Origin of the sequence: Halosaccharopolyspora lacisalsi (genome assembly GCF_014137975.1) — a bacterium.
Classification (GTDB): Bacteria; Actinomycetota; Actinomycetes; order Mycobacteriales; family Pseudonocardiaceae; genus Halosaccharopolyspora; species Halosaccharopolyspora lacisalsi.
On the sequence record NZ_JACGWZ010000005.1, the window covers coordinates 402060 to 420567 of the forward strand.

At 69.1% G+C, this 18508-nt stretch carries 16 protein-coding genes; 7 read left to right on the plus strand and 9 right to left on the minus strand.

The annotated features are described in order from the left end of the window. The first annotated feature begins 3 nt into the window (after nucleotides 1-3). Both FHX42_RS18545 and FHX42_RS18550 read left to right on the plus strand, forming a co-directional pair. Entirely contained in the window at nucleotides 4-984 is a 981-nt protein-coding gene (locus FHX42_RS18545) for an electron transfer flavoprotein subunit alpha/FixB family protein (RefSeq protein ID WP_182545667.1), read from the plus strand. 234 nt (nucleotides 985-1218) lie between these two features. Continuing rightward, complete coding sequence (locus FHX42_RS18550; protein WP_182545668.1) at nucleotides 1219-2556, plus strand: YjiH family protein; 1338 nt, start codon at nucleotides 1219-1221, stop codon at nucleotides 2554-2556. Between the two features lie 138 nt (nucleotides 2557-2694). Here FHX42_RS18550 and FHX42_RS18555 read toward each other — a convergent pair whose 3' ends face one another. The 8 genes from FHX42_RS18555 to FHX42_RS18585 form a co-directional block, all read right to left on the minus strand. Then, nucleotides 2695-3324, minus strand: coding sequence for a trimeric intracellular cation channel family protein (locus FHX42_RS18555; protein WP_182545669.1), 630 nt, complete (start codon nucleotides 3322-3324; stop codon nucleotides 2695-2697). Between the two features lie 698 nt (nucleotides 3325-4022). Beyond that, a complete protein-coding gene (locus FHX42_RS27155) occupies nucleotides 4023-4151 on the minus strand; it encodes an MFS transporter small subunit (protein WP_268898408.1) in 129 nt (42 codons plus the stop codon). Further along, nucleotides 4148-5530, minus strand: coding sequence for an L-lactate MFS transporter (locus FHX42_RS18560; protein ID WP_182545760.1), 1383 nt, complete (start codon nucleotides 5528-5530; stop codon nucleotides 4148-4150). The genes FHX42_RS27155 and FHX42_RS18560 overlap by 4 nt, the downstream gene beginning before the upstream one ends. A 266-nt stretch (nucleotides 5531-5796) precedes the next feature. Next, the gene (locus FHX42_RS18565) at nucleotides 5797-7149 is read right to left on the minus strand and encodes a gluconate:H+ symporter (RefSeq protein WP_182545670.1); all 1353 of its coding nucleotides are present in this window, start codon (nucleotides 7147-7149) and stop codon (nucleotides 5797-5799) included. 104 nt (nucleotides 7150-7253) lie between these two features. Beyond that, complete coding sequence (locus FHX42_RS18570; RefSeq protein ID WP_182545671.1) at nucleotides 7254-8990, minus strand: IlvD/Edd family dehydratase; 1737 nt, start codon at nucleotides 8988-8990, stop codon at nucleotides 7254-7256. Continuing rightward, nucleotides 8987-9901, minus strand: coding sequence for a fumarylacetoacetate hydrolase family protein (locus tag FHX42_RS18575; RefSeq protein WP_182545672.1), 915 nt, complete (start codon nucleotides 9899-9901; stop codon nucleotides 8987-8989). Before FHX42_RS18575 ends, FHX42_RS18570 begins: the two co-directional genes overlap by 4 nt. 28 nt (nucleotides 9902-9929) lie before the next feature. Continuing rightward, nucleotides 9930-10364 carry a hypothetical protein gene (locus FHX42_RS18580; protein ID WP_182545673.1) on the minus strand — a complete coding sequence of 145 codons (435 nt, stop codon included), beginning with the start codon at nucleotides 10362-10364 and terminating at the stop codon, nucleotides 9930-9932. Beyond that, a complete protein-coding gene (locus FHX42_RS18585) occupies nucleotides 10361-11824 on the minus strand; it encodes an Nramp family divalent metal transporter (RefSeq protein ID WP_182545674.1) in 1464 nt (487 codons plus the stop codon). The genes FHX42_RS18580 and FHX42_RS18585 overlap by 4 nt, the downstream gene beginning before the upstream one ends. 156 nt (nucleotides 11825-11980) lie before the next feature. Between FHX42_RS18585 and FHX42_RS18590 the strand changes: the two genes are divergently transcribed. The 4 genes from FHX42_RS18590 (at nucleotide 11981) to FHX42_RS18605 (ending at nucleotide 16491) form a co-directional block, all read left to right on the plus strand. Next, entirely contained in the window at nucleotides 11981-12688 is a 708-nt protein-coding gene (locus tag FHX42_RS18590) for a GntR family transcriptional regulator (protein ID WP_220480527.1), read from the plus strand. Between the two features lie 105 nt (nucleotides 12689-12793). Then, a complete protein-coding gene (locus FHX42_RS18595) occupies nucleotides 12794-14092 on the plus strand; it encodes an L-fuconate dehydratase (protein WP_328796402.1) in 1299 nt (432 codons plus the stop codon). 53 nt (nucleotides 14093-14145) lie between these two features. Continuing rightward, on the plus strand, nucleotides 14146-15519 hold the full coding sequence (locus tag FHX42_RS18600) for an FAD-binding oxidoreductase (protein WP_182545763.1): 1374 nt from the start codon (nucleotides 14146-14148) through the stop codon (nucleotides 15517-15519). Between the two features lie 294 nt (nucleotides 15520-15813). Then, entirely contained in the window at nucleotides 15814-16491 is a 678-nt protein-coding gene (locus FHX42_RS18605; protein WP_182545675.1) for a class I SAM-dependent methyltransferase, read from the plus strand. Nucleotides 16492-16509: 18 nt separating this feature from the next. Here the strand turns inward: FHX42_RS18605 and FHX42_RS18610 are convergent, their stop codons facing one another. After that, nucleotides 16510-17376: an NAD(P)-dependent oxidoreductase gene (locus tag FHX42_RS18610; RefSeq protein ID WP_182545676.1), complete on the minus strand. Its 867-nt coding sequence runs from the start codon at nucleotides 17374-17376 to the stop codon at nucleotides 16510-16512. A gap of 102 nt (nucleotides 17377-17478) precedes the next feature. Here FHX42_RS18610 and FHX42_RS18615 point away from each other — a divergent pair, with 102 nt between their 5' ends. Beyond that, nucleotides 17479-18378 carry an LLM class F420-dependent oxidoreductase gene (locus tag FHX42_RS18615; RefSeq protein WP_182545677.1) on the plus strand — a complete coding sequence of 300 codons (900 nt, stop codon included), beginning with the start codon at nucleotides 17479-17481 and terminating at the stop codon, nucleotides 18376-18378. Nucleotides 18379-18508 lie beyond the last annotated feature (130 nt).

Genomic DNA, 18508 nt, shown 5'->3' on the forward strand with positions numbered 1-18508 from the left:
ACCATGTTGCTCGTCCTTGTCGAAGACGATTCGGGAGCCGTCTCCGGTGCTTCCCGAGAGGCACTCGCCCTCGCCCACGAGCTGGCGACGAAGCTGGACGTGCCCGTGCACGCCGCCACGTTCGGTACGGGTGAGTTCACGACCACGCTGTCCGCGCACGGTGCGTCCGTGCTCCACAGGATCGAAGGGCCGTTCGCGGACGACTGCTCACCCGAGGTCCGGGGTGCCGCCCTCGGTGAGCTGATCCGAAGCGCCGGAGCCACCGGTGTCCTCGCGGCCGGCAGCGAGTGGGGCAACGAGATCATGGCCCACGCCGCCGCGCGCACGGGCGAGGCGTTCGCCAGCAACTGCGTCGAGGTGGACGCGGGTCGGGAGTGGAGCCTGACACGGGTCCGCGGTGGCGGGATGCTGCTCGAAGAGGCCGAGCTGTCCGGAGCCGTCAAGTTCGTCAGCCTCGTGCCCGGCTCCGTCGAGCCGACCGAGGTGACGGCTCCCGGGGAGGTCGCCACCGAGTCGTTCGTCCCCGAACACGTCGACGACCTCGTCCACAGCAAGCTCGTCGAGCGCACCACCAGCGGTACCGGGGCCTCCCTGGCCACGGCGCGGGTGATCGTCTCCGGCGGGCGCGGGGTCGGCAGCGCCGAAGGGTTCGCGAGCCTGGAGGAGCTGGCCGGGCTGCTCGGTGGTGCCGTCGGGTGTTCCCGGGTGGCCACGAACAGCGGGTGGCGTCCGCACAGCGATCAGGTCGGACTGACGGGCACGAAGATCGCCGCCGATCTCTACATCGCGTGCGGGATCAGCGGCGCGACCCAGCACTGGGTGGGGTGCATGGGCGCCAAGTCCATTCTCGCGGTCAACACCGACCCCGAAGCGCCCCTGGTCTCCCGTGCGGACTACGCGGTCATCGGCGACATCCACCAGATTCTGCCCGCCGTGGTCGAGCGGGCACGGGAGCGCAAGAAGGAGGTTCAGGGCGCCGTGTGAGGAATCGGCACCTCGGAAGGAGCGGCTCGCTTCGGCCTTCGGGTCGGGAACGAGCCGCTCTGTCGTCGGAAAACCGGACTTGCCGCCGCCACGGTGGTGGGCGGGTGCACATCCATCTGGTATCTCAGACGCCTGTTGGGGACCGGTGTGTTCCACACGGCCGTTTGCGCATGTCATGGTCTTGCGACTCGGAAGTCCCGAGCAGGCGTGACGGAGTTACCGGAGAGACCGAAAATGGCAGTTCGACGCCACCACGAGGAGAAAACCAGAGCGCCCTCGACGAGGGACTCCGCGAGCATGTGGAAGTTCTTCGTCTACAGTTCCCTCGGGGCTTTCGTGTTCTTCGTCCCGATCGAGATCGCCGGGCGGAGCTCCATCCTGCTCGATCACGTGGTCACGGCTGCGCAGGACGCGGTACCGAACGTGCTGCCGTACTACACGTTGGCCGTCGTCCTCGCCGGTGCCGCCTACCCGCTGATCACGGGAACCTGGAGGAGGTCGACCGCCGACGCGGTGTTCTCGGGGTTCAAACTCGTCGGCCTTCTCGTCGGCGTCATGCTCGTCTTCGGCATCGGTCCCGCCTGGCTCTTCGAACCGGACATGGGACCGTTCCTGTTCACCGCGCTCGCCGTCCCGGTGAGCCTGCTGGTGCCGCTCGGGGCCGTCTTTCTCGCGCTGCTCGTGGGGTACGGGCTGCTCGAATACATCGGTGTGCTGGTCGAGCCCGTTATGCGTCCGGTCTGGAGAACTCCGGGACGTTCGGCCATCGACGCCGTGGCCTCCTTCGTCGGCAGCTACTCGCTCGGCCTGCTGATCACGGACCGCGTGTACAGGGAGGGGAAGTACTCCGGGCGGGAGGCGGCCGTCATCGCGACCGGTTTCTCCACGGTCTCGGCGACGTTCATGGTGGTCGTGGCCGCGACCCTGGGCCTCATGCCGATCTGGAACACCTACTTCTGGACGAGCCTGGCCATCACCTTCCTGGTGACCACCGTGACCGTGCGGATCCCACCGCTGTCGAGGATCGGTGACAGCTACGTCGGTGGTGTCCACCCGCAGCCCGAGGACGGGGCGGGGGCGGGGCGCTTCTCCCGCGCCTGGAGCGACGCCCGCGAGACCGTGGCGGCCGCACCGTCGTTGGCCGCCAACGTCGGGAGGAACCTCAAAGACGGTTTGATCATGACCATGTCCATCCTGCCCTCGATCCTGTCGATCGGCCTGGTGGGGCTGGTCCTGGCGACCTACACTCCCGTCTTCGACTGGCTCGGTTACCTGTTCTATCCCGTCACCTGGGCGCTTCAGGTGCCCGAACCACTGCTGCTCGCCAAGTCCTCCGCGGTGGGCATCGCCGAGATGTTCCTGCCCTCGTTGCTGGCGGCGGGGGCGACACCGGTGGTGGCGTTCATCGTCGCCGTCGTGTCGGTGTCGCAGATCGTCTTCTTCTCGGCCCTGGTTCCCTGCGTGGTCGCCACGGGGATCCCCGTCTCGGTCCCGCAGATGATCCTCATCTGGTTCGAGCGCGTGGTCCTGTCGCTCGTCCTGGCCACGCCGGTGGCGATGCTGCTGTTCTGAGCGGGGGTTTTCCGGTCAGCTTGTCGTTAGGGCCCGGGTCGCTGCCTCAAAGGGTGAACGCGTCGTTTTGGCAGTCACACCGCCACGACGGCGCGTTCGCTCCGGAACCGGTTCCGGCGATCCGACCGAAAACCTCGATCAGTCGCGTCTGCCGGGTGGTGCGGGAGCCTGCAGGCCGAAGTGGACCCCGATCATCCGCACGGTGAAGCAGGCGGCGACCGCCGCCAGCGCGGCCGGCACCCCGTAGAGGTCGGCGCGGATGGCGCCGACCGTGACCGCCGCGCCGATCAGGGCGGGGATCGCGTAGAGGTCGCTGCGCAGCACCGACGGGATCCGCCGGACCAGGGTGTCGCGGATGGTGCCGCCGCCCACCCCGGTGATCGCCCCCAGGATGATCGCCGGCCCGATGCCCAGTCCGGCTCCGAGCGCCTTGCTCGCGCCGATCACCGCGAACGTGCTCAACCCGATGGCGTCGAGCACGTTGATCGGCACTTCCAGCCGGTGCAGCCACTGGCTCAGGGCGAACGCGACCAGACCGCCGCCTGCGGCCAGGACCAGATACCGCCAGTCGCGGAAGGCGGCGGGAGGTACCGAGTCGATGAGCACGTCGCGCAGGATGCCACCCCCCAGTGCGGTGATCATGCCGAGAGCGACGACGCCGACGATGTCGAGCCGTGCGGCGCGCACCGCGGTCAGCGCGCCGTTGAGCGCGAACGCGAACGTGCCCGTGAAGTCCAGTGCCAGCAGCAACGGCGGTTCGGTCGTCAAGCGGGCCCCTCCTCGTGCGGGCGGGCCCGCGCGCTTCCGGGCCAGCAGCGGAACCAGATCAAGGTGCACCGTAAGCGATCCAGCACCGATGAGCACTGGTGCGGGTCCGGTTCGCGGCTGTCGCGGGCAGCGCCGGTGCCGAGCAGGCCGGTGGTCCCGGGTTGGTGTCCTACGCGTTCGTCGTGGTCAGGTAGTCGACGTAGTTGTCGACGGCGACGATCAGCTCGTGGTCGTCGACCAAGTCGGGGCCGAGGGCGGAGAGGATTCGTCGCGCAGCGTCCGGTGATTGTGCCGGCGGAACGAGTTCGGCGGCGCGGGGATCTCGTACGTTCCCGGTGCGCAGGTGAATCAGCCAGCCTGCCAGTGCGGCGACGGCGCTGCTCCTGTACCTGCGGGCCGGTAGTGAAGAGCTGGCCGAGCGCCTGGCGGGCAGGAACGGTCACTTCTTCCCCGCCGCGCTGGAGGAGCTGAGCACCGACGAGCACGCGCTGACCGCTGCTGCCGCGGAGACACCGGATCACATCGTCGAGCGCGTACTCGCCACCCGGCAGATCCGGTCCGCGCCCGGTGCGTCCCTGCCAGTACGCCGAGTTCCGGGCAACGAGGCGGAGGCGACGGTGGCCGCACCGCCAACGGCCCGGGGTGGCCCTGATCGAGCGGGGAGGGGCCCGGGGCCTCCGGGTGAGACGCGTGCGGTCTTATCCCGCGAACAGCAGGGTGACTTTCTGGACCAGCGCGTAGACGCCGTAGGCGAACGGGAGGCCGACCCACGCCCAGCCGAACACCAGCAGGGCGGTTCGGTTCGGGGGTGTGCTTTCCGCATTCATCTCTCCACCTCCGCTTCACCGGACTCGTGGCGCTCTCGGTTCTCGTCGTCGGCAACCGGTTCGTGGTGTTTCGGATCGACCGGGCGCACCAGCTCGTTGGCCGTGAAGCCGACGATCAGCAGCCCGATCATGATGTAGAGCGAGAGGGCGTACAACTGCGGCCCGGAGGCTCCCGCGCGTTCCTGCGCGTCCGCGATCGCGTTGACCACCAGTGGTCCGAGGATCCCGGCCGCGGACCAGGCGGTGAGCAGCCGACCGTGGATGGCTCCGACCTGATAGGTGCCGAACAGGTCCTTCAGATAGGCCGGGATCGTCGAGAACCCCCCGCCGTAGAAGGAGATGATGAGCATCGCGCTGAGCACGAACACCGGTAGCGATGTGTCCCCGGCCAGCGCGATCACCAGGTAGAGCAGGGCACCGACCCCGAGGTAGAGACGGTACACGTTCTTGCGACCCACCAGATCCGAGATGGACGACCACACGAACCGTCCTGCCATGTTCGCCAGCGACAGCAGTGCGACGAATCCCGCCGCGGCCCCCGCCCCGACCGGTGTCGCGGTGGCGGCGAAGAAGTTCCGGATCATCGGAGCAGCCTTCTCCAGGATGGCGATGCCCGCCGTGACGTTCAGGCACAGGACGCCCCACAACAGCCAGAACTGCGAGGTGCGCAGGGCGTTGCGCGCCGACACGTTCGCCGTGGTGATCATGGAGGTGGCCGCTTTCTCCGCTGGTACCCAGCCACGCGGACGCCATCCTTCCGGAGGTACCCGGACCAGGAAGACGCCGAGCGACATGAACACCGCGTAGACCAGTCCGTGCACGAGGAAGGACTGCGCGATGGCTCCGCGCCCGTCCCCGAACGCGGACAGCATCCCGGCCGACCAGGGTGAGGCGATCAGGGCACCCCCACCGAATCCCATGATGGCGATACCGGTGGCCATGCCGGGGCGGTCCGGGAACCACTTCATCAGGGTCGACACCGGGGAGATGTAGCCGATGCCCAGGCCGATTCCGCCGACCGCGCCGTAGCCGAGCACCACCAACCAGTATTGGCCGAGCACCACCCCGAGCGCGGAGATGAGGAATCCGGAGGAGAAGCACGCGGTGGCGACGAACATCGCCCAGCGCGGACCGTTGCGCTCGACCAGCGTACCGCCGAACGCCGCGGACAACCCCAGCATGACGATCCCCAGCTGGAACGGCAGCGCGCTCGCCGTTCCGGACAGGCCCATCTCGGTCTCCAGCGGAGACTTGAACACGCTCCAGGCGTACACCTGGCCGATGGACAGGTGTACCGCCAGCGCCGCGGGCGGCACCAACCACCGACTCCATCCGTGTGGTGCGATGATGCGCGAGCGGGCGAGGAAGCCTTCCACGATGGAGCCCTTCGATTCGATGGCACGGCCGGACGGGGAACGGCACGAGACTCTAGCGGGCGAAGTGCGTCGATGCGAGAGCGATTTCATCCTTTTCGGACACAGGAGTGCGGAGTCGTCCGGGAACCGCCCTCGACGATCCTCCCGGGTTTCCCGCGGAATCCGATGACGTCGCCGCCGTATTCGTCGCCTCGCAGAACACGGTCCGGATGGGCGGTGTGCCGGCGGGATTCGGGGGAGGGGTCGAACCCCGCCGAGAGTTGATCTGCTCAGACGACGAGGCTGAGCAGCAGGACGAACCCGAACCCGGACAGGGAGATGACCGTTTCGAGGACCGTCCAGGTGGCCAGGGTCTCCTTCACGGTCAGGCCGAAGGCTTCCCGCACGATCCAGAACCCGGTGTCGTTGACGTGCGAGGCGATGATGCTTCCGGCCCCCGTCGCCAGGGTGAGCAGGGCCAGGTTCACGTCGCTGCCCTCGATCAGCGGGATGATCAGACCGGCGGTGGTCAGCGCTGCCACGGTGGCCGACCCCTGCGCCAGGCGCAGCAGCGCGGCGATCAGCCACGCGAGCAGCAGCGGGGAGATGCTGCTGCCTTCGAAGAGAACGGCGACGTAGTCGCCGACGCCCCCGTCGATGAGCACTTCCTTGAGCGAGCCGCTGATGCCGAGGATCAGCAGGAGCATGCCGACCGCCTTGACGGAGCCCTCGGCGGACTGCATCACCTGGCTCATGGGGATCTTCCGGGCGATGCCCATGGTGTGGATCGCGAGCAGGACGGACAGCAGCATGACCGTCGTCGGCTGCCCGATCAGCTCCACGGCGTGGAAGAACCAGTTCTTCGGCAGTCCCGTCGCCTTCTGAACGAGCGTGACGACCGACGAGCCGAACATCAGCAGCACGGGGAAGAGCGCTGTCAGGGTGCTCGACGTGAAGCTCGGCGTGTCCTCCGGGGCGAACTGCTTGCCCTGGCCGAGTTTCGCCAGGACGCCGACTTCGGTCCTGGTGAACGCCGAGGGTATGTACTTCCGGGCGAAGTACGTGAACGCCGGACCGGCGATGACGGCGGTGGGGATGGCGATGACGAAGCCGTACAGCAGGACCGCGCCGATGTTCGCCCCGTACTGCTCCGCGATCACGGTCGGCCCGGGATGCGGAGGAAGGAAGGCGTGCATGACGGACAACCCCGTGCCCATCGGCAGGCCGAGGTACAGGAAGTCGACCTTCGCCTGCTTCGCCATCTGGTAGACGATCGGCACCAGCAGCACGATGCCGACCTCGAAGAACAGGGCGATACCCAGGATCAGCGCCGCCACGACCACGGCCCACTGGACTCGACGCCGGCCGAACCGGTCGACCAGCGTCGTGGAGATGCGTTGGGCGCCACCCGCGTCGGCGAGCAGCCTGCCGAGAATCGCGCCGAACCCGAAGACCAGCCCGGTCGAGGCCAGGGTGCTGCCGAGTCCGTCCTCGATCGACCCGGCGATCTCGGGCAGGGGCATGCCGAGTGCCAGTGCCAGCAGGAAGGACACGACCGCCAGCGCGATGAAGGCGTGAACCCGGAACTTCATGATCATGATCAGCAGGACCGTGATCGCTGCCGCGGTCAGCACGAGAGGCATGTTCTCCGCTCGCCTTTCTTGGGTGGGAGCCGTTTCCGCTCTGGATCACCGAGGAGCGCGCCGGTGGTCGCCGTCAGCTGCCGACGGCGACCACCGGCGTCGGTTCAGTGCGACTGCCGCGCGACGGTGGAACCGCTGCTTCCGACGAGGAAGTCGAGGTCGCAGCCCTGGTCCGCCTGCAACACGTGCTCGGTGTAGAGCTTCGACCAGCCGCGTTCCTCGCGCTGCGGTGCCGGTTCCCACTCCTCGCGGCGGCGCGCCAGTTCCTCCTCGGACACGTCGAGGTGCAACCGGCGGTGCTCGACGTCGAGTTCGATCCAGTCGCCGGTGCGAACGAGGGCGATCGGCCCGCCGACGGCGGATTCGGGGCAGACGTGGAGGACGACGGTGCCGTAGGCCGTGCCGCTCATGCGCGCGTCGGAGATGCGCACCATGTCGTCGACGCCCTGCTCGGCGAGCTTGCGGGGGATGGTGAGGTTCCCGACCTCCGGCATGCCGGGATAGCCGCGCGGGCCCGAGTTCTGCAGGACGAGCACCGTGTCGGCATCCACGTCGAGGTCGGGGTCCTGGGCGGCGACGTCGTAGTCCTCGATGCTGGCGAACACCCGGGCACGCCCCCGGTGCTGACGCAGCCGCGGCGTCACCGCCGACTGCTTGACGACGGCCCCGTCGGGGGCGAGGTTGCCCCGGAGCATAGCGGTGCCGGCGCCGACGCCGAGAGGTTGGCCGCGGGGCCGGATCACCTCGGTCTCGGGAACGCGTTCGGCGGTGGTGAGCTCCTCGAGCAGGCCGTGACCCGTGACCGTCGTCGCCCGCTCGTCGAGCAGGTCGGTGAGCTCGGCCAGGACGGCGGGCAGGCCGCCCGCGTAGTGGAAGTCCTCCATGAGGTAGCTCCCCGAGGGCTGCAGGTTCGCCAGCCACGGCACCTCCCGGCTCCAGGCGTCGAGGTCCTCCAGCCGCAGCGGGAGACCGAGGCGTCCGGCGATGGCGAGCAGGTGGATCACGGCGTTGGTGGACCCGCCGATGGCCGCGTTGGCGATCACGGCGTTGCGCAGTGCGGATTGGGTGACCACCCGGCTGATCCGCAGGTCCTCGCCGACCATGTCGACGATGCGTTGCCCGGCGCGCTGGGCGGTGGCGTAGCGGCGGGAGTCCACGGCCGGTATCGCGGCCGACCCGGGCAGCGACAGGCCCATCGCCTCGGTGAGGCAGGCCATGGTCGAGGCGGTGCCCATCGTCATGCAGTGCCCGTTGCTGCGCGACATACCGGCTTCGGCGGCGGCGTAGTCGGCCTCGCTCATGCGGCCGGCGTTGAGGTCCTGGGTGTACTGCCACACCGCCGTTCCCGAGCCGATGTCGCAGCCGCGGAACTTGCCGTTGAGCATGGGGCCACCGGTGACCACCATCGTCGGGAGGTCGACGCTGGCCGCGCCCATGATGGAGCCGGGCGTGGTCTTGTCGCATCCGGTCAGCAGCACCGTGCCGTCCACGGGGTTGCCCCGCAGCGACTCCTCGAGGTCCATGGACAGCAGGTTGCGAAAGAGCATGGCCGTGGGGCGCAACAGAGACTCGCCGAGCGACATGACCGGGAACTCCACGGGAAACCCACCGGCCTGCCACACTCCGCGCTTGACGGCGTCGGCCACATGGCGCAGGTGCGCGTTGCACGGGGTGAACTCGGAGAAGGTGTTGCAGATGCCGATCACGGGGCGGCCGTCGAAGACCTCCTCGGTGAATCCCTGCGAGCGCATCCAGGAGCGGTGGATGAAACCACCTCGTCCCGTCTCGCCGAACCAGTGACGGCTGCGGTTGGCGGGCTCGTCGTCGGAAGTGCTCGTCATCGCGGTGTCCTCCTCAGCTCGGGCTTGTCCAGGGATTCGACGAGCCACGCCATCGCTTCGCGGCCCCGTACGACGGGGTTGGACAGTTCGGCCACGCCGTCGATGGCGATGTCGACGCGATCCCCGGCCCGGAGCGTGAAGTTCAGCTCGGGCACGATGCCGGTGCCGGTGGCCAGCACGGCGCCGTCGGGGAAGTCGCAGCCGTCGAACAGCGCGGTGACCAGCTCCCGCAGCGTGCGGTGCAGCTTGCCGGTGGAGGTCTCTCCGCGCCACGCCTGGGCCCCGTCGCGGTGAATCGTCATCCGGATCGCCAGGTCGGTCGGATCGTCGACCAGCCAGCCGGGACGGATGCCGGTGGCCAGTCCGCAGCTGCCGTTGTAGATCTTGGCCTGGGGCAGGTAGAGCGGGTTGTCGCCCTCGATGGAGCGGGAGCTCATGTCGTTGCACGCGGTCAGCCCGAGGATCTCGCCGTCGCGGTTGAGCACCAGGGCCAGTTCCGGTTCCGGGACGTTGAGCGGGGAGTCGGAGCGGATGGCGACCGGCTCACCGTCGGTGACCACGCGCCAGGGTTGCGCCTTGAAGAACAGCTCCGGACGCGCGGCGTCGTAGATCTGCTCGTAGATCGAGCCGTCGTTGCTCTCGGCCACTCTGGCCCCTCGCGAGCGCTCGTAGGTCACCCCGCCGGCCCAGACTTCGGTGTGCCCGTCGATCGGGGGGAGCAGCCGCACGTCGGAGACCGGGACGGGCGTCGTCTCGGGTGGGGCTTCCAACCGCTCGCGGAACTCGACCGACGGCAGGCGCAACAGCTCCGCGACGGTGTCGACACCGCGCAGTGGCGTCACGTGACTTTCGCGGCACACGCCGACTTCGGGTGCGGCAGCCTGTGGTGCCAGGTAGCGGACGAGGTGCATGGTTCCTCCTGAATCGGGGACCGCCGGTTCACGACGGTTCTTCGCTGAAAGAGGTTCCGGACAGGGCTTGCCGCAGCGTGTCGGTGTCCCGGCGAACTCGTCGTGCGCGCAGCAGACACAGCAGCGCGGTCGCCGCGGCGAGTAAGCCGAGCACGGGATCCACGGCGAGCAGGCCCGCTCCGATCGCGACGGCGACGCAGGCCAGGATCCGCCAGCGGCGGAGTGATCCACGGTGGACTTTCCAGGAGCGCGTCAGGTCCCGCGCGCTCGGCATCGGTTTCTCGTCGTCCGACGCGCGCTGTCGTTCGTGGACCGCGAGCCAGCCGTTGACCGCCGCCGCCGCGGCGAACACGAGGCCCCACGCGGTGGCGCCCGTCCCGAACCGCATCGTGGCGAGCACGGCGAAACCCGATGCGAGCAGCGCGTAGCGCCAGTTGATCGCCGCCGCCCACCGAACGATCACGAGAGGACTCCCGCGTAGGACAGCAGCGCCACGATGCCGGCCACGGTCAGGAACAGCGAACCGACCGCGACGAGCAGCCGCAGCACCGGGCCCATCCGGTAGGCCCGCGGCATGTTGATGTGGTCGATGTAGAGCATCCCCGCCCCGTAGAGCCCGCAGGCCAGGACACCGCCCAGCAGCGACGCCGGGGTGATCAGGGCGACGAAGCTGGCTCCGGACAGGATCATCAGGACGCTGCCGAGAGCGATCCACCCGTAGATGTAGGGCCGGATGCCTCGCTGGCCGCGGTCGCGGATCGTGCGTGACACCGCGGCGAGGCTTTCGTAGGCGGACCAGCTGTAGGCCTCCCACAGCGCGTAGACGGTGCCGAAGAGCACCATCACGATCGCCACGATGTAGAAGTACTCGAACAGCGGCGCCACCGTCGACAGGAACTGGCTCTGGTAGGTCAGCACGTCGTTGTCAGCCGGTACCTGGTGCTGGGCGCCGAGGATCGTCGCACCGCTGATCATGAACGCGGCGGCGATGATGCCCATGGCGAGAAACGCCGCCAGCGTGTCCAGCTTCGGAGCCCGCTTCCACGCCTTGGCCTTGGCCACCTCGGCGGGGTCGTCGCTCAGCGGGATCTGGGCGTGCTGGTCCCGTCCGGAGAGTTGTCGCTGAACGGCCGCGATGTCCGGGTGCCCGAGCATTCCCCAGCGCTTTTCGCGCAGCATGCCCGTGTAGCCGATGTAGTCGTACATGCCGCCCCCGAGACCGCCCATGAACACCGCGAGTTCGACCCACGAGGACGTGGCCGCGATGTCGGGGTAGTCCTCGGCGACGAACGGAGCGTAGTGCAGATCGCCGGGAACGAGTCCGGACAGCACGGCCGCCCAGTCCGGCTGGGCGACGGCGACGCCGACGAGCACGAGAACGACCATGAGCGCGGCGATGGCGACCTGGACCTTCTCCAGCACCGCGTATCCGCCGAGAAAGGACAGGACTCCGGCGGCGGCGAGCACGATCAGCGCGTAAACCGTGGCGTTCCCGGCTCCGAGCGAGTGCAGGTAGTCGCCCAGCGCGACGGCGACCCCGCTGGCCCAGCCGGGGAAGGAGAGCAGGCAGATGACGGCCAGCAGCAGCGGAAACCATCCTCTGGGGCCGGGAAACACGTGCGCGAACCGGGTCATCGGGTGTTCGCCGGTCACCGTGATGTGCCGGTTGGAGGCGTAGACGAGTGCGGCCTTGGCGACCACACCGATCACGATCGCCCACAGCACGGTGTAGCCGAAGATCGCACCTTCGCGGGAGGCGAGGATGGACTCGCCGCCACCGATGGTCAGTGAGGCGACGACGGCTCCGGGACCGAAGAACTTCAGTGCCGTGGCGGGGCTGAGGCGTTTGGTTCGGAGAGTGGCAGGCGGTTCGGGCAGTCGCAGCACCGGTTCGGCGCTGGTGCCGGTCTCGTGCGTGGTCATTGACCCTCGCTTCGCGTGTGAAGGCTGATGATGCGGAGGCCTCACTCTGCGAACTTCCGAGAAATGGATCCTATAGGAAAGTTCGTATAGGATCTGGAGTATGAAAGTGATTCATGGCACCGTCAAGGGCGGTGCTCCGGGGAGGGGAGGTCCGGGATGGGCAGAGCACAGGACACCGAGTCGGCCTCGGTGAGCGAGTTCGGGATCGAGATGCTGCCCCGCCGGTCCGCGCTGGCCGACGAGGTCCACGAGGCGGTCAAGGAACTGCTCATGGACCAGCGCATCGCCCCGGGGTCACGCATGTCCATCGACGGCCTGGCACGGGAGCTCGGCGTGTCACCGACGCCGGTGCGCGAGGCGTTGGCACGACTGGAGTCCGCGGAACTGGTGGTCAAGGAACCGCTCCGCGGATACCGGGCGGCGCCGCTGCTGACCCGTGAACAGCTCGACGACCTCTACCGGTTCCGGCTGCTCATCGAGCCCTGGGCGGCGGCGCGCGCGGCCGAGCGCATCACTTCGGACGGTGCGGCGCGGTTGCGGGCCGAAGTGGACTCCTGCGACATGCCGGACGAGAACAGCTACGCCGCCTACAAGGAGCTCACCGCCCACGACGACCGGTTCCACGTGCTGATCGCAGAGCTCGCCGGGAGTGCACAGGTGCGGTCCGCCTTCGAGCGCACCCACTGTCACCTGCACATCTTCCGGCTCTACTTCGACCGGGTGATCGGAACCAAGACACTCGAGGAACACGGCGCGATCGCCGAATCGATCGCTTCCGGTGATCCGGGCGCGGCCGAGCTGGCGATGCGCACTCATCTGGAAGTCGCCTCCCAACAGCGACTTCGCCCGCTGTACGACTCCTGAGACCGGGAACGAACCGGTCGCCGCCGCTGGAGATCCCTACTGGTGAGGAGCACGGACATTGCTGACGACGACAACGGCGAGCAGCGCGCCAGAGGAGGCGGTGTCGTGAACACGATCGTCGCGCTCGAGGTCTCCGACGTTCGTTTCCCCACGTCACGGCAGCTGGACGGGTCGGATGCCATGAACCCCGACCCGGACTACTCCGCGGCGTACGTGGTGCTGCGCACCGCCGAGGGAGAGGAGGGACACGGGTTCGTCTTCACCATCGGCCGCGGTAACGACATCCAGTGCGCGGCGATCGCGTCGCTGACCGAGCAGGTCGTCGGCCGCGACGTGGAAGCGCTGTGCGGTGACCTGGGGGCCTTCTCCCGGCAGCTGTCGGCCGACTCGCAGCTGAGGTGGCTCGGTCCGGAGAAGGGCGTCATGCACATGGCGGTGGGAGCCGTCGTCAACGCCGCCTGGGACCTGGCCGCCAAGCGGGCCGGTAAGCCGCTGTGGCGGTTGCTGGCGGAGATGACCCCCGAGCAGCTGGTCGATCTCGTCGACTGGCGCTACCTCACCGACGCCCTCACCCGGGAGGAGGCGTTGGAACTGCTGCGCGCGTCCGAGACCGGCCGCACCGAACGGACCGGACGACTGCGCGGTGAGGGCTACCCGTCCTACACCACCACACCCGGCTGGCTGGGATACGACGACGCCAAGCTCGCGCGGCTGTGCGAGCAGGCCGTGGCCGACGGCTTCGACCTGATCAAGCTCAAGGTCGGTGGTGACGTGACCGACGACGTGCGGCGACTCGGTATCGCCCGCGAGGCCGTCGGTCCGGACGTGCGCATCGCCGTCGACGCCAACCAGCGCTGGGACGTCGACGAGGCGATCCCTTGGTTGCGCAAGCTGGAGCCCTTCGACCCGTGGTGGATCGAGGAGCCGACCTCGCCGGACGACGTGCTCGGTCACGCCGCGATCCGCCGCGCGATCTCACCGATGCGTGTGGCCACCGGCGAGCACGTGCACAACCGGGTGATGTTCAAGCAACTGCTGCAGGCGGGAGCCATCGACGTCCTGCAACTGGACGCCACCCGGGTCGCCGGGATCAACGAGCACGTCGCGATCCTGCTGCTGGCGGCCAAGTTCGACGTCCCGGTGTGTCCGCACGCCGGGGGAGTGGGACTGTGCGAACTCGTGCAGCACCTGTCGATGTTCGACTACGTCGCCGTCTCGGGCTCGATGGTCGACCGGACGATCGAGCACGTCGATCACCTCCACGAGCACTTCGTGCACCCGGTGCGGATGCGCGCCAACCGGTACCTGCCGTCGGAGAGCCCGGGGATGAGCGCCGAGATCCTCCCCGAGTCCCGGCTGCGGTTCCGCTATCCGGAGGGAGCGGCGTGGGACATCCCGACGTGAGGGCCGTTCCCGATGCGAACGAGTCCGAGGTCGACACCGGGGAGGAGGAGCGGATGAGCGAGTCGGCGATCCGGGAACTGCGCGCGCGGCTTCCGGACGGTGCCGTACTCACCGACCCCGACAGCACCGAAACCTACCGCCGCGACGAGGCCGACTTCTGCGTGGCGGGAACCCCGCTGGCCGTGGTGCGGCCGGAATCCACCGAGCAGGTGCAGCACGTGATGCGGGTGGCCGCAGAGCACGACCTCCCCGTCGTGCCGCAGGGGGCGCGTTCGGGACTGTCCGGTGCGGCCGACGCGGTCGATGGCGGACTGGTGCTCTCGCTGTCGCGGATGGATCGCATCCTCGACATCGACCCCGTCGACCAGGTGGCGGTGGTCGAGCCCGGAGTGATCAATTCCGCGCTGTCGAAGGCCGTCGCCGAGCACGGCCTGAGCTATCCGCCTGACCCGTCGTCCTGGGAGATGTCCACGCTCGGGGGCAATCTCGCCACCAACGCGGGCGGCCTGTGCTGCGTGAAGTACGGAGTGACCGCCGACTTCGTCCGTGGCCTCGAGGTGGTCCTGGCCGACGGGCAGGTGCTGAGCACCGGACGGCGTTCGGCAAAGGGCGTGGCGGGCTACGACCTGACCCGGTTGCTGGTCGGTTCCGAGGGCACGCTCGGAGTGATCACGAAGGCGACCCTCGGTCTGCGGCCGGCTCCCGAGCCTGGGCTGACTGCCGCGGCGGTGTTCGCCGCGGCCGAGCCCGCCCTGCGCGCGGTGAACCGGATCGTGGCCGAGGGGCTGCAGCCGTCGATGCTGGAGTTCCTCGACGGGACCACGGTGCGGGCGATCCAGGACTACCGGGACATGGGACTGCCGCCGGACGCCGGGGCGATGGTGCTCGCCCAGTCCGACCGGGGTGGCCGGTCCGCCGACGACGTCGCCGCGATCGGGCGGATCTGCGCCGAGGAGGGGGCTCTGGAGGTGGCAGAGGCCGCCGACACCGCCGAGTCGGAGATGCTGTGGCAGTCGCGCCGGATGGTCAACGCCGCGATCCGGTGCCTCGGAGCCACGCTGATCGACGACGTGTCGGTGCCCCGGTCCCGCTTGGTGGAACTGCTCGACGGGGTGCGGCGCATCGCAGAGCAGCACGACGTGCTCGTGTCCTGCCCCGGTCATGTCGGGGACGGCAACATGCACCCGACCGTGATCTTCGACCGTGCCGACGACGCCGCGGTGGCCCGCGCCGAAGCGGCCTTCGACGCCGTCATGCGGCTCGGGCTGGACCTCGGGGGAACGATCACCGGGGAGCACGGGGTCGGGCTGCTCAAACGGCGGTGGCTGGAACACGAGCTCGGACCGCTGGGCACGGAACTGCACCGAAGCATCAAGGCCGCGTTCGACCCCAGGGGGATCCTCAACCCGGGCAAGGTACTCGCCTGATCGAGGATTTCCGATCGGGTTGTCGCAACTGTCCCAAAGGGTGAACGGGCCGTTTTGGCACTCACACCGCCAAAACGGTCCGTTCACCACGACTCCGGGCCCCTTCGGGTGAACAACCCGACAAGAAAACATCGGTGAAGCGGTTCTCGCCCCGGTCCGGCACCGCTGCGGCCCGTGCCGAGGACGGCGCGGCCGGCTCTTCCCGGTGCGGGCCGAGACCCCCCGTGGGACGATCGACGGTGTTCGCCGCACGGCCTCGGGGGTGACCCGCTTCCCGGGAGGGAGGTCACGAGAGTGAACCCGCGTTCCTGGACCAAGGCGCCGCGCCGGGGCGTGGCCCGGGGCTTTCGGCGGTCCCGGGTGCGTGCCTACTTCGTGTCGACGAGCACGCCGAAGCTGCACCTCGGCGCGGGGCACAACCACCTCGACGGTTGGCTCAACACCGACCGCGACGTCGACTCCGGTGCGGTGCTGCTCGACGTCTCCCGCCCCTTTCCGCTGCCGAGCGAAGCGTTCCACTCCGTGTTCTCCGAGCACCTCGTCGAGCACCTGCCGTATGCGACCGGTGTGGCGATGCTGCGGGAGTGCCGTCGCGTCCTCGCTCCCGGTGGACGGATCCGAACGGCGACTCCGGACCTGCACGCGCTCGTGTCGCTCGTCGACGGAACAGGTGGGCAGGTCGGTCGGCGTTACGCCTCCTGGCTCGCGGACTCGTACTTCCCCGACGCCGACGGAGAAGCCGCGACGTTCGCCCTCAACCAGGTCATGCGGGGGTGGGGGCACCGCTTCGTCTACGACGAGGCGACCCTGAGGGCGACGCTGGAGCAGGTCGGGTTCACCGACGTGCGGCGGTGCTCCCCCCGCGACAGCGCTCATCCGGACCTGGCCGGTCTGGAGGACCACGGCGTCGCCGACGGCAACGCGGAACTCGCCCGCTTCGAGACGATGAGCCTCGAAGCTCGCCGCCCCTGAACGCACTCTTCCCGGGGGTCACTCCGAGCGGTGCACGGCGCGGACCACCGCCGCCATGTCCTCGGAGCCGTATCCGGCGTCGACCGCGGCCTGGAACTGCTCGTTGAGCGCCCACATCAGCCGGTCGTCGGTGTTGCCGGCACGCATCGCCTCGGCGATCAGGGCGGTGTCCTTGACCGCCCCGCCGAGGGTGAACGAGGCCGGGAACTCACCCTTGATCATCGCGTCGCCCTTGAGCTGGGTGTAGGCACAGTCGAGCGGCCCTCCGGAGATGGCTTCCAGGAACCTTCGCGGATCGATGTCCAGCCCCTCGGCCATTCCGACGGCCTGGGCCGTGGCGCCGACGACCGACAGCACCCACGAGTTGGCGACCAGCTTGAGCCGGTGTCCGTCACCGGGCTGTTCACCCACCCAGATCGTGTTCGAGCCGATCGCCTCGAACACCGCGGAGACGGCGTCGCGCAGCCGTGACGGTCCACCGGCGAGCACGGTGAGCGTGCCCTGCTCGGCAGGCTGCTTCGTGCCCAGCACCGGAGCGTCGACGAAACCGACACCGTGCTGTTCGGCCAACTCGGCGAGTTGGGCGGTGCCGCCGACGCCGACCGTGCTGCTCTGCACCCACACCGCCCGCGAGTCGGCGGCGGGCAGCGCCTGCTCCATCACCCCGGCCACGGCGTCGGCGTCGAACAGCATGGTCACGATCACCTCCGCGCTCGAGACGGCGCGGGTGAGGTCCTCGGCGACGGTGGCGCCCGCCTCCGCGAGCGGACGCGCCTTGTCCGCGTTGCGGTTCCACACCGTCACGTCCAGTCCGGCGTCGGCGAGGTTGCGGGCCATCCCGGCGCCCATCAGGCCCGTACCCAGCACGGTCACGGTCTTTGTCACTGGTCCTCCCATTCGGTGGGTTCCACCCGGGTACTCGAGTACCCGGCCACCGGCACTGCCATGCTCGGGGCGAGCGGGTGAAAAGCGTGATAATTTGCGGTCATGGCCACGCCCTCTTTCCCCGCCGCCGTCGGCGTCTGGTGGACCAGCGACACGCGTCCGATCACCGAAGTCCAGCGCGCGGCGACCGAACTGGAGGGACTCGGTTACGGTTCGCTGTGGTTCGGCGAGGCCGCGGGCAAGGAGGCGTTGACGCAGTCCGGTGCCCTGCTGGCAGCCACGCGGCGCCTGCGGGTGGGCACCGGCATCGCCAACATCCACGCGCGCGATGCGATGGCCGCGGAGTCCGGTGGCCGGACACTGGTCGCCCAGTACCCGGAACGCTTCCTGCTCGGACTCGGGGTGAGCCACGCACCCCTGGTGCAGCACCGCTCGGGCACCTACGAGAAACCGCTGACGACCATGCGCGACTACCTCGCGCGCATGGACCAGGTGTCCGGCAAGATCGAACCGGGTGTCGGGCGGGCCCCCCGACTGCTGGCGGCGCTGGGCCCGAAGATGCTCGATCTCTCCGCCACCGCCGCCGACGGTGCCCACACCTACCTGGTGACGCCGAAGCACACCGCCGACGCCCGCGAGGCGATCGGGCCGGACAAGACGCTCGTCGTCGAGCAGGGCATCGCGGCCACCACCGACCGGGAGACCGCGCTGCGGCGGGCGCACGCCCACCTGGACATGTACTCGGTACTGCCGAACTACCGCAACAACTGGCTGCGCGAGGGCTTCACCGAGGACGATCTCGTGCGCGGTGGCAGCGACCGCCTGGCCGAGGCACTGGTGGCCTGGGGCCGGACCGAGGACATCGTCGGGCGGGTGCGCGAGCACCTCGATGCCGGGGCCGATCACGTGGTGGTGCAGCTGCTCGGCGAGGAACAGACCGACGATCCGTTGCCCGCGCTTCGGGACCTCGCACCCGCGCTGACCGCGCTGACCGGCAGGTAAGGTGCCCTCCCGACACACCGCCTCGGTACGTCGAGTGGTGACACGGTGACTCGGAAGCGCGACAGGACTCGGGACTCTCGGCGGCAGCATTCCACCGAGGGAAAACGTGCACGCGCGGATCCGCGCCGCG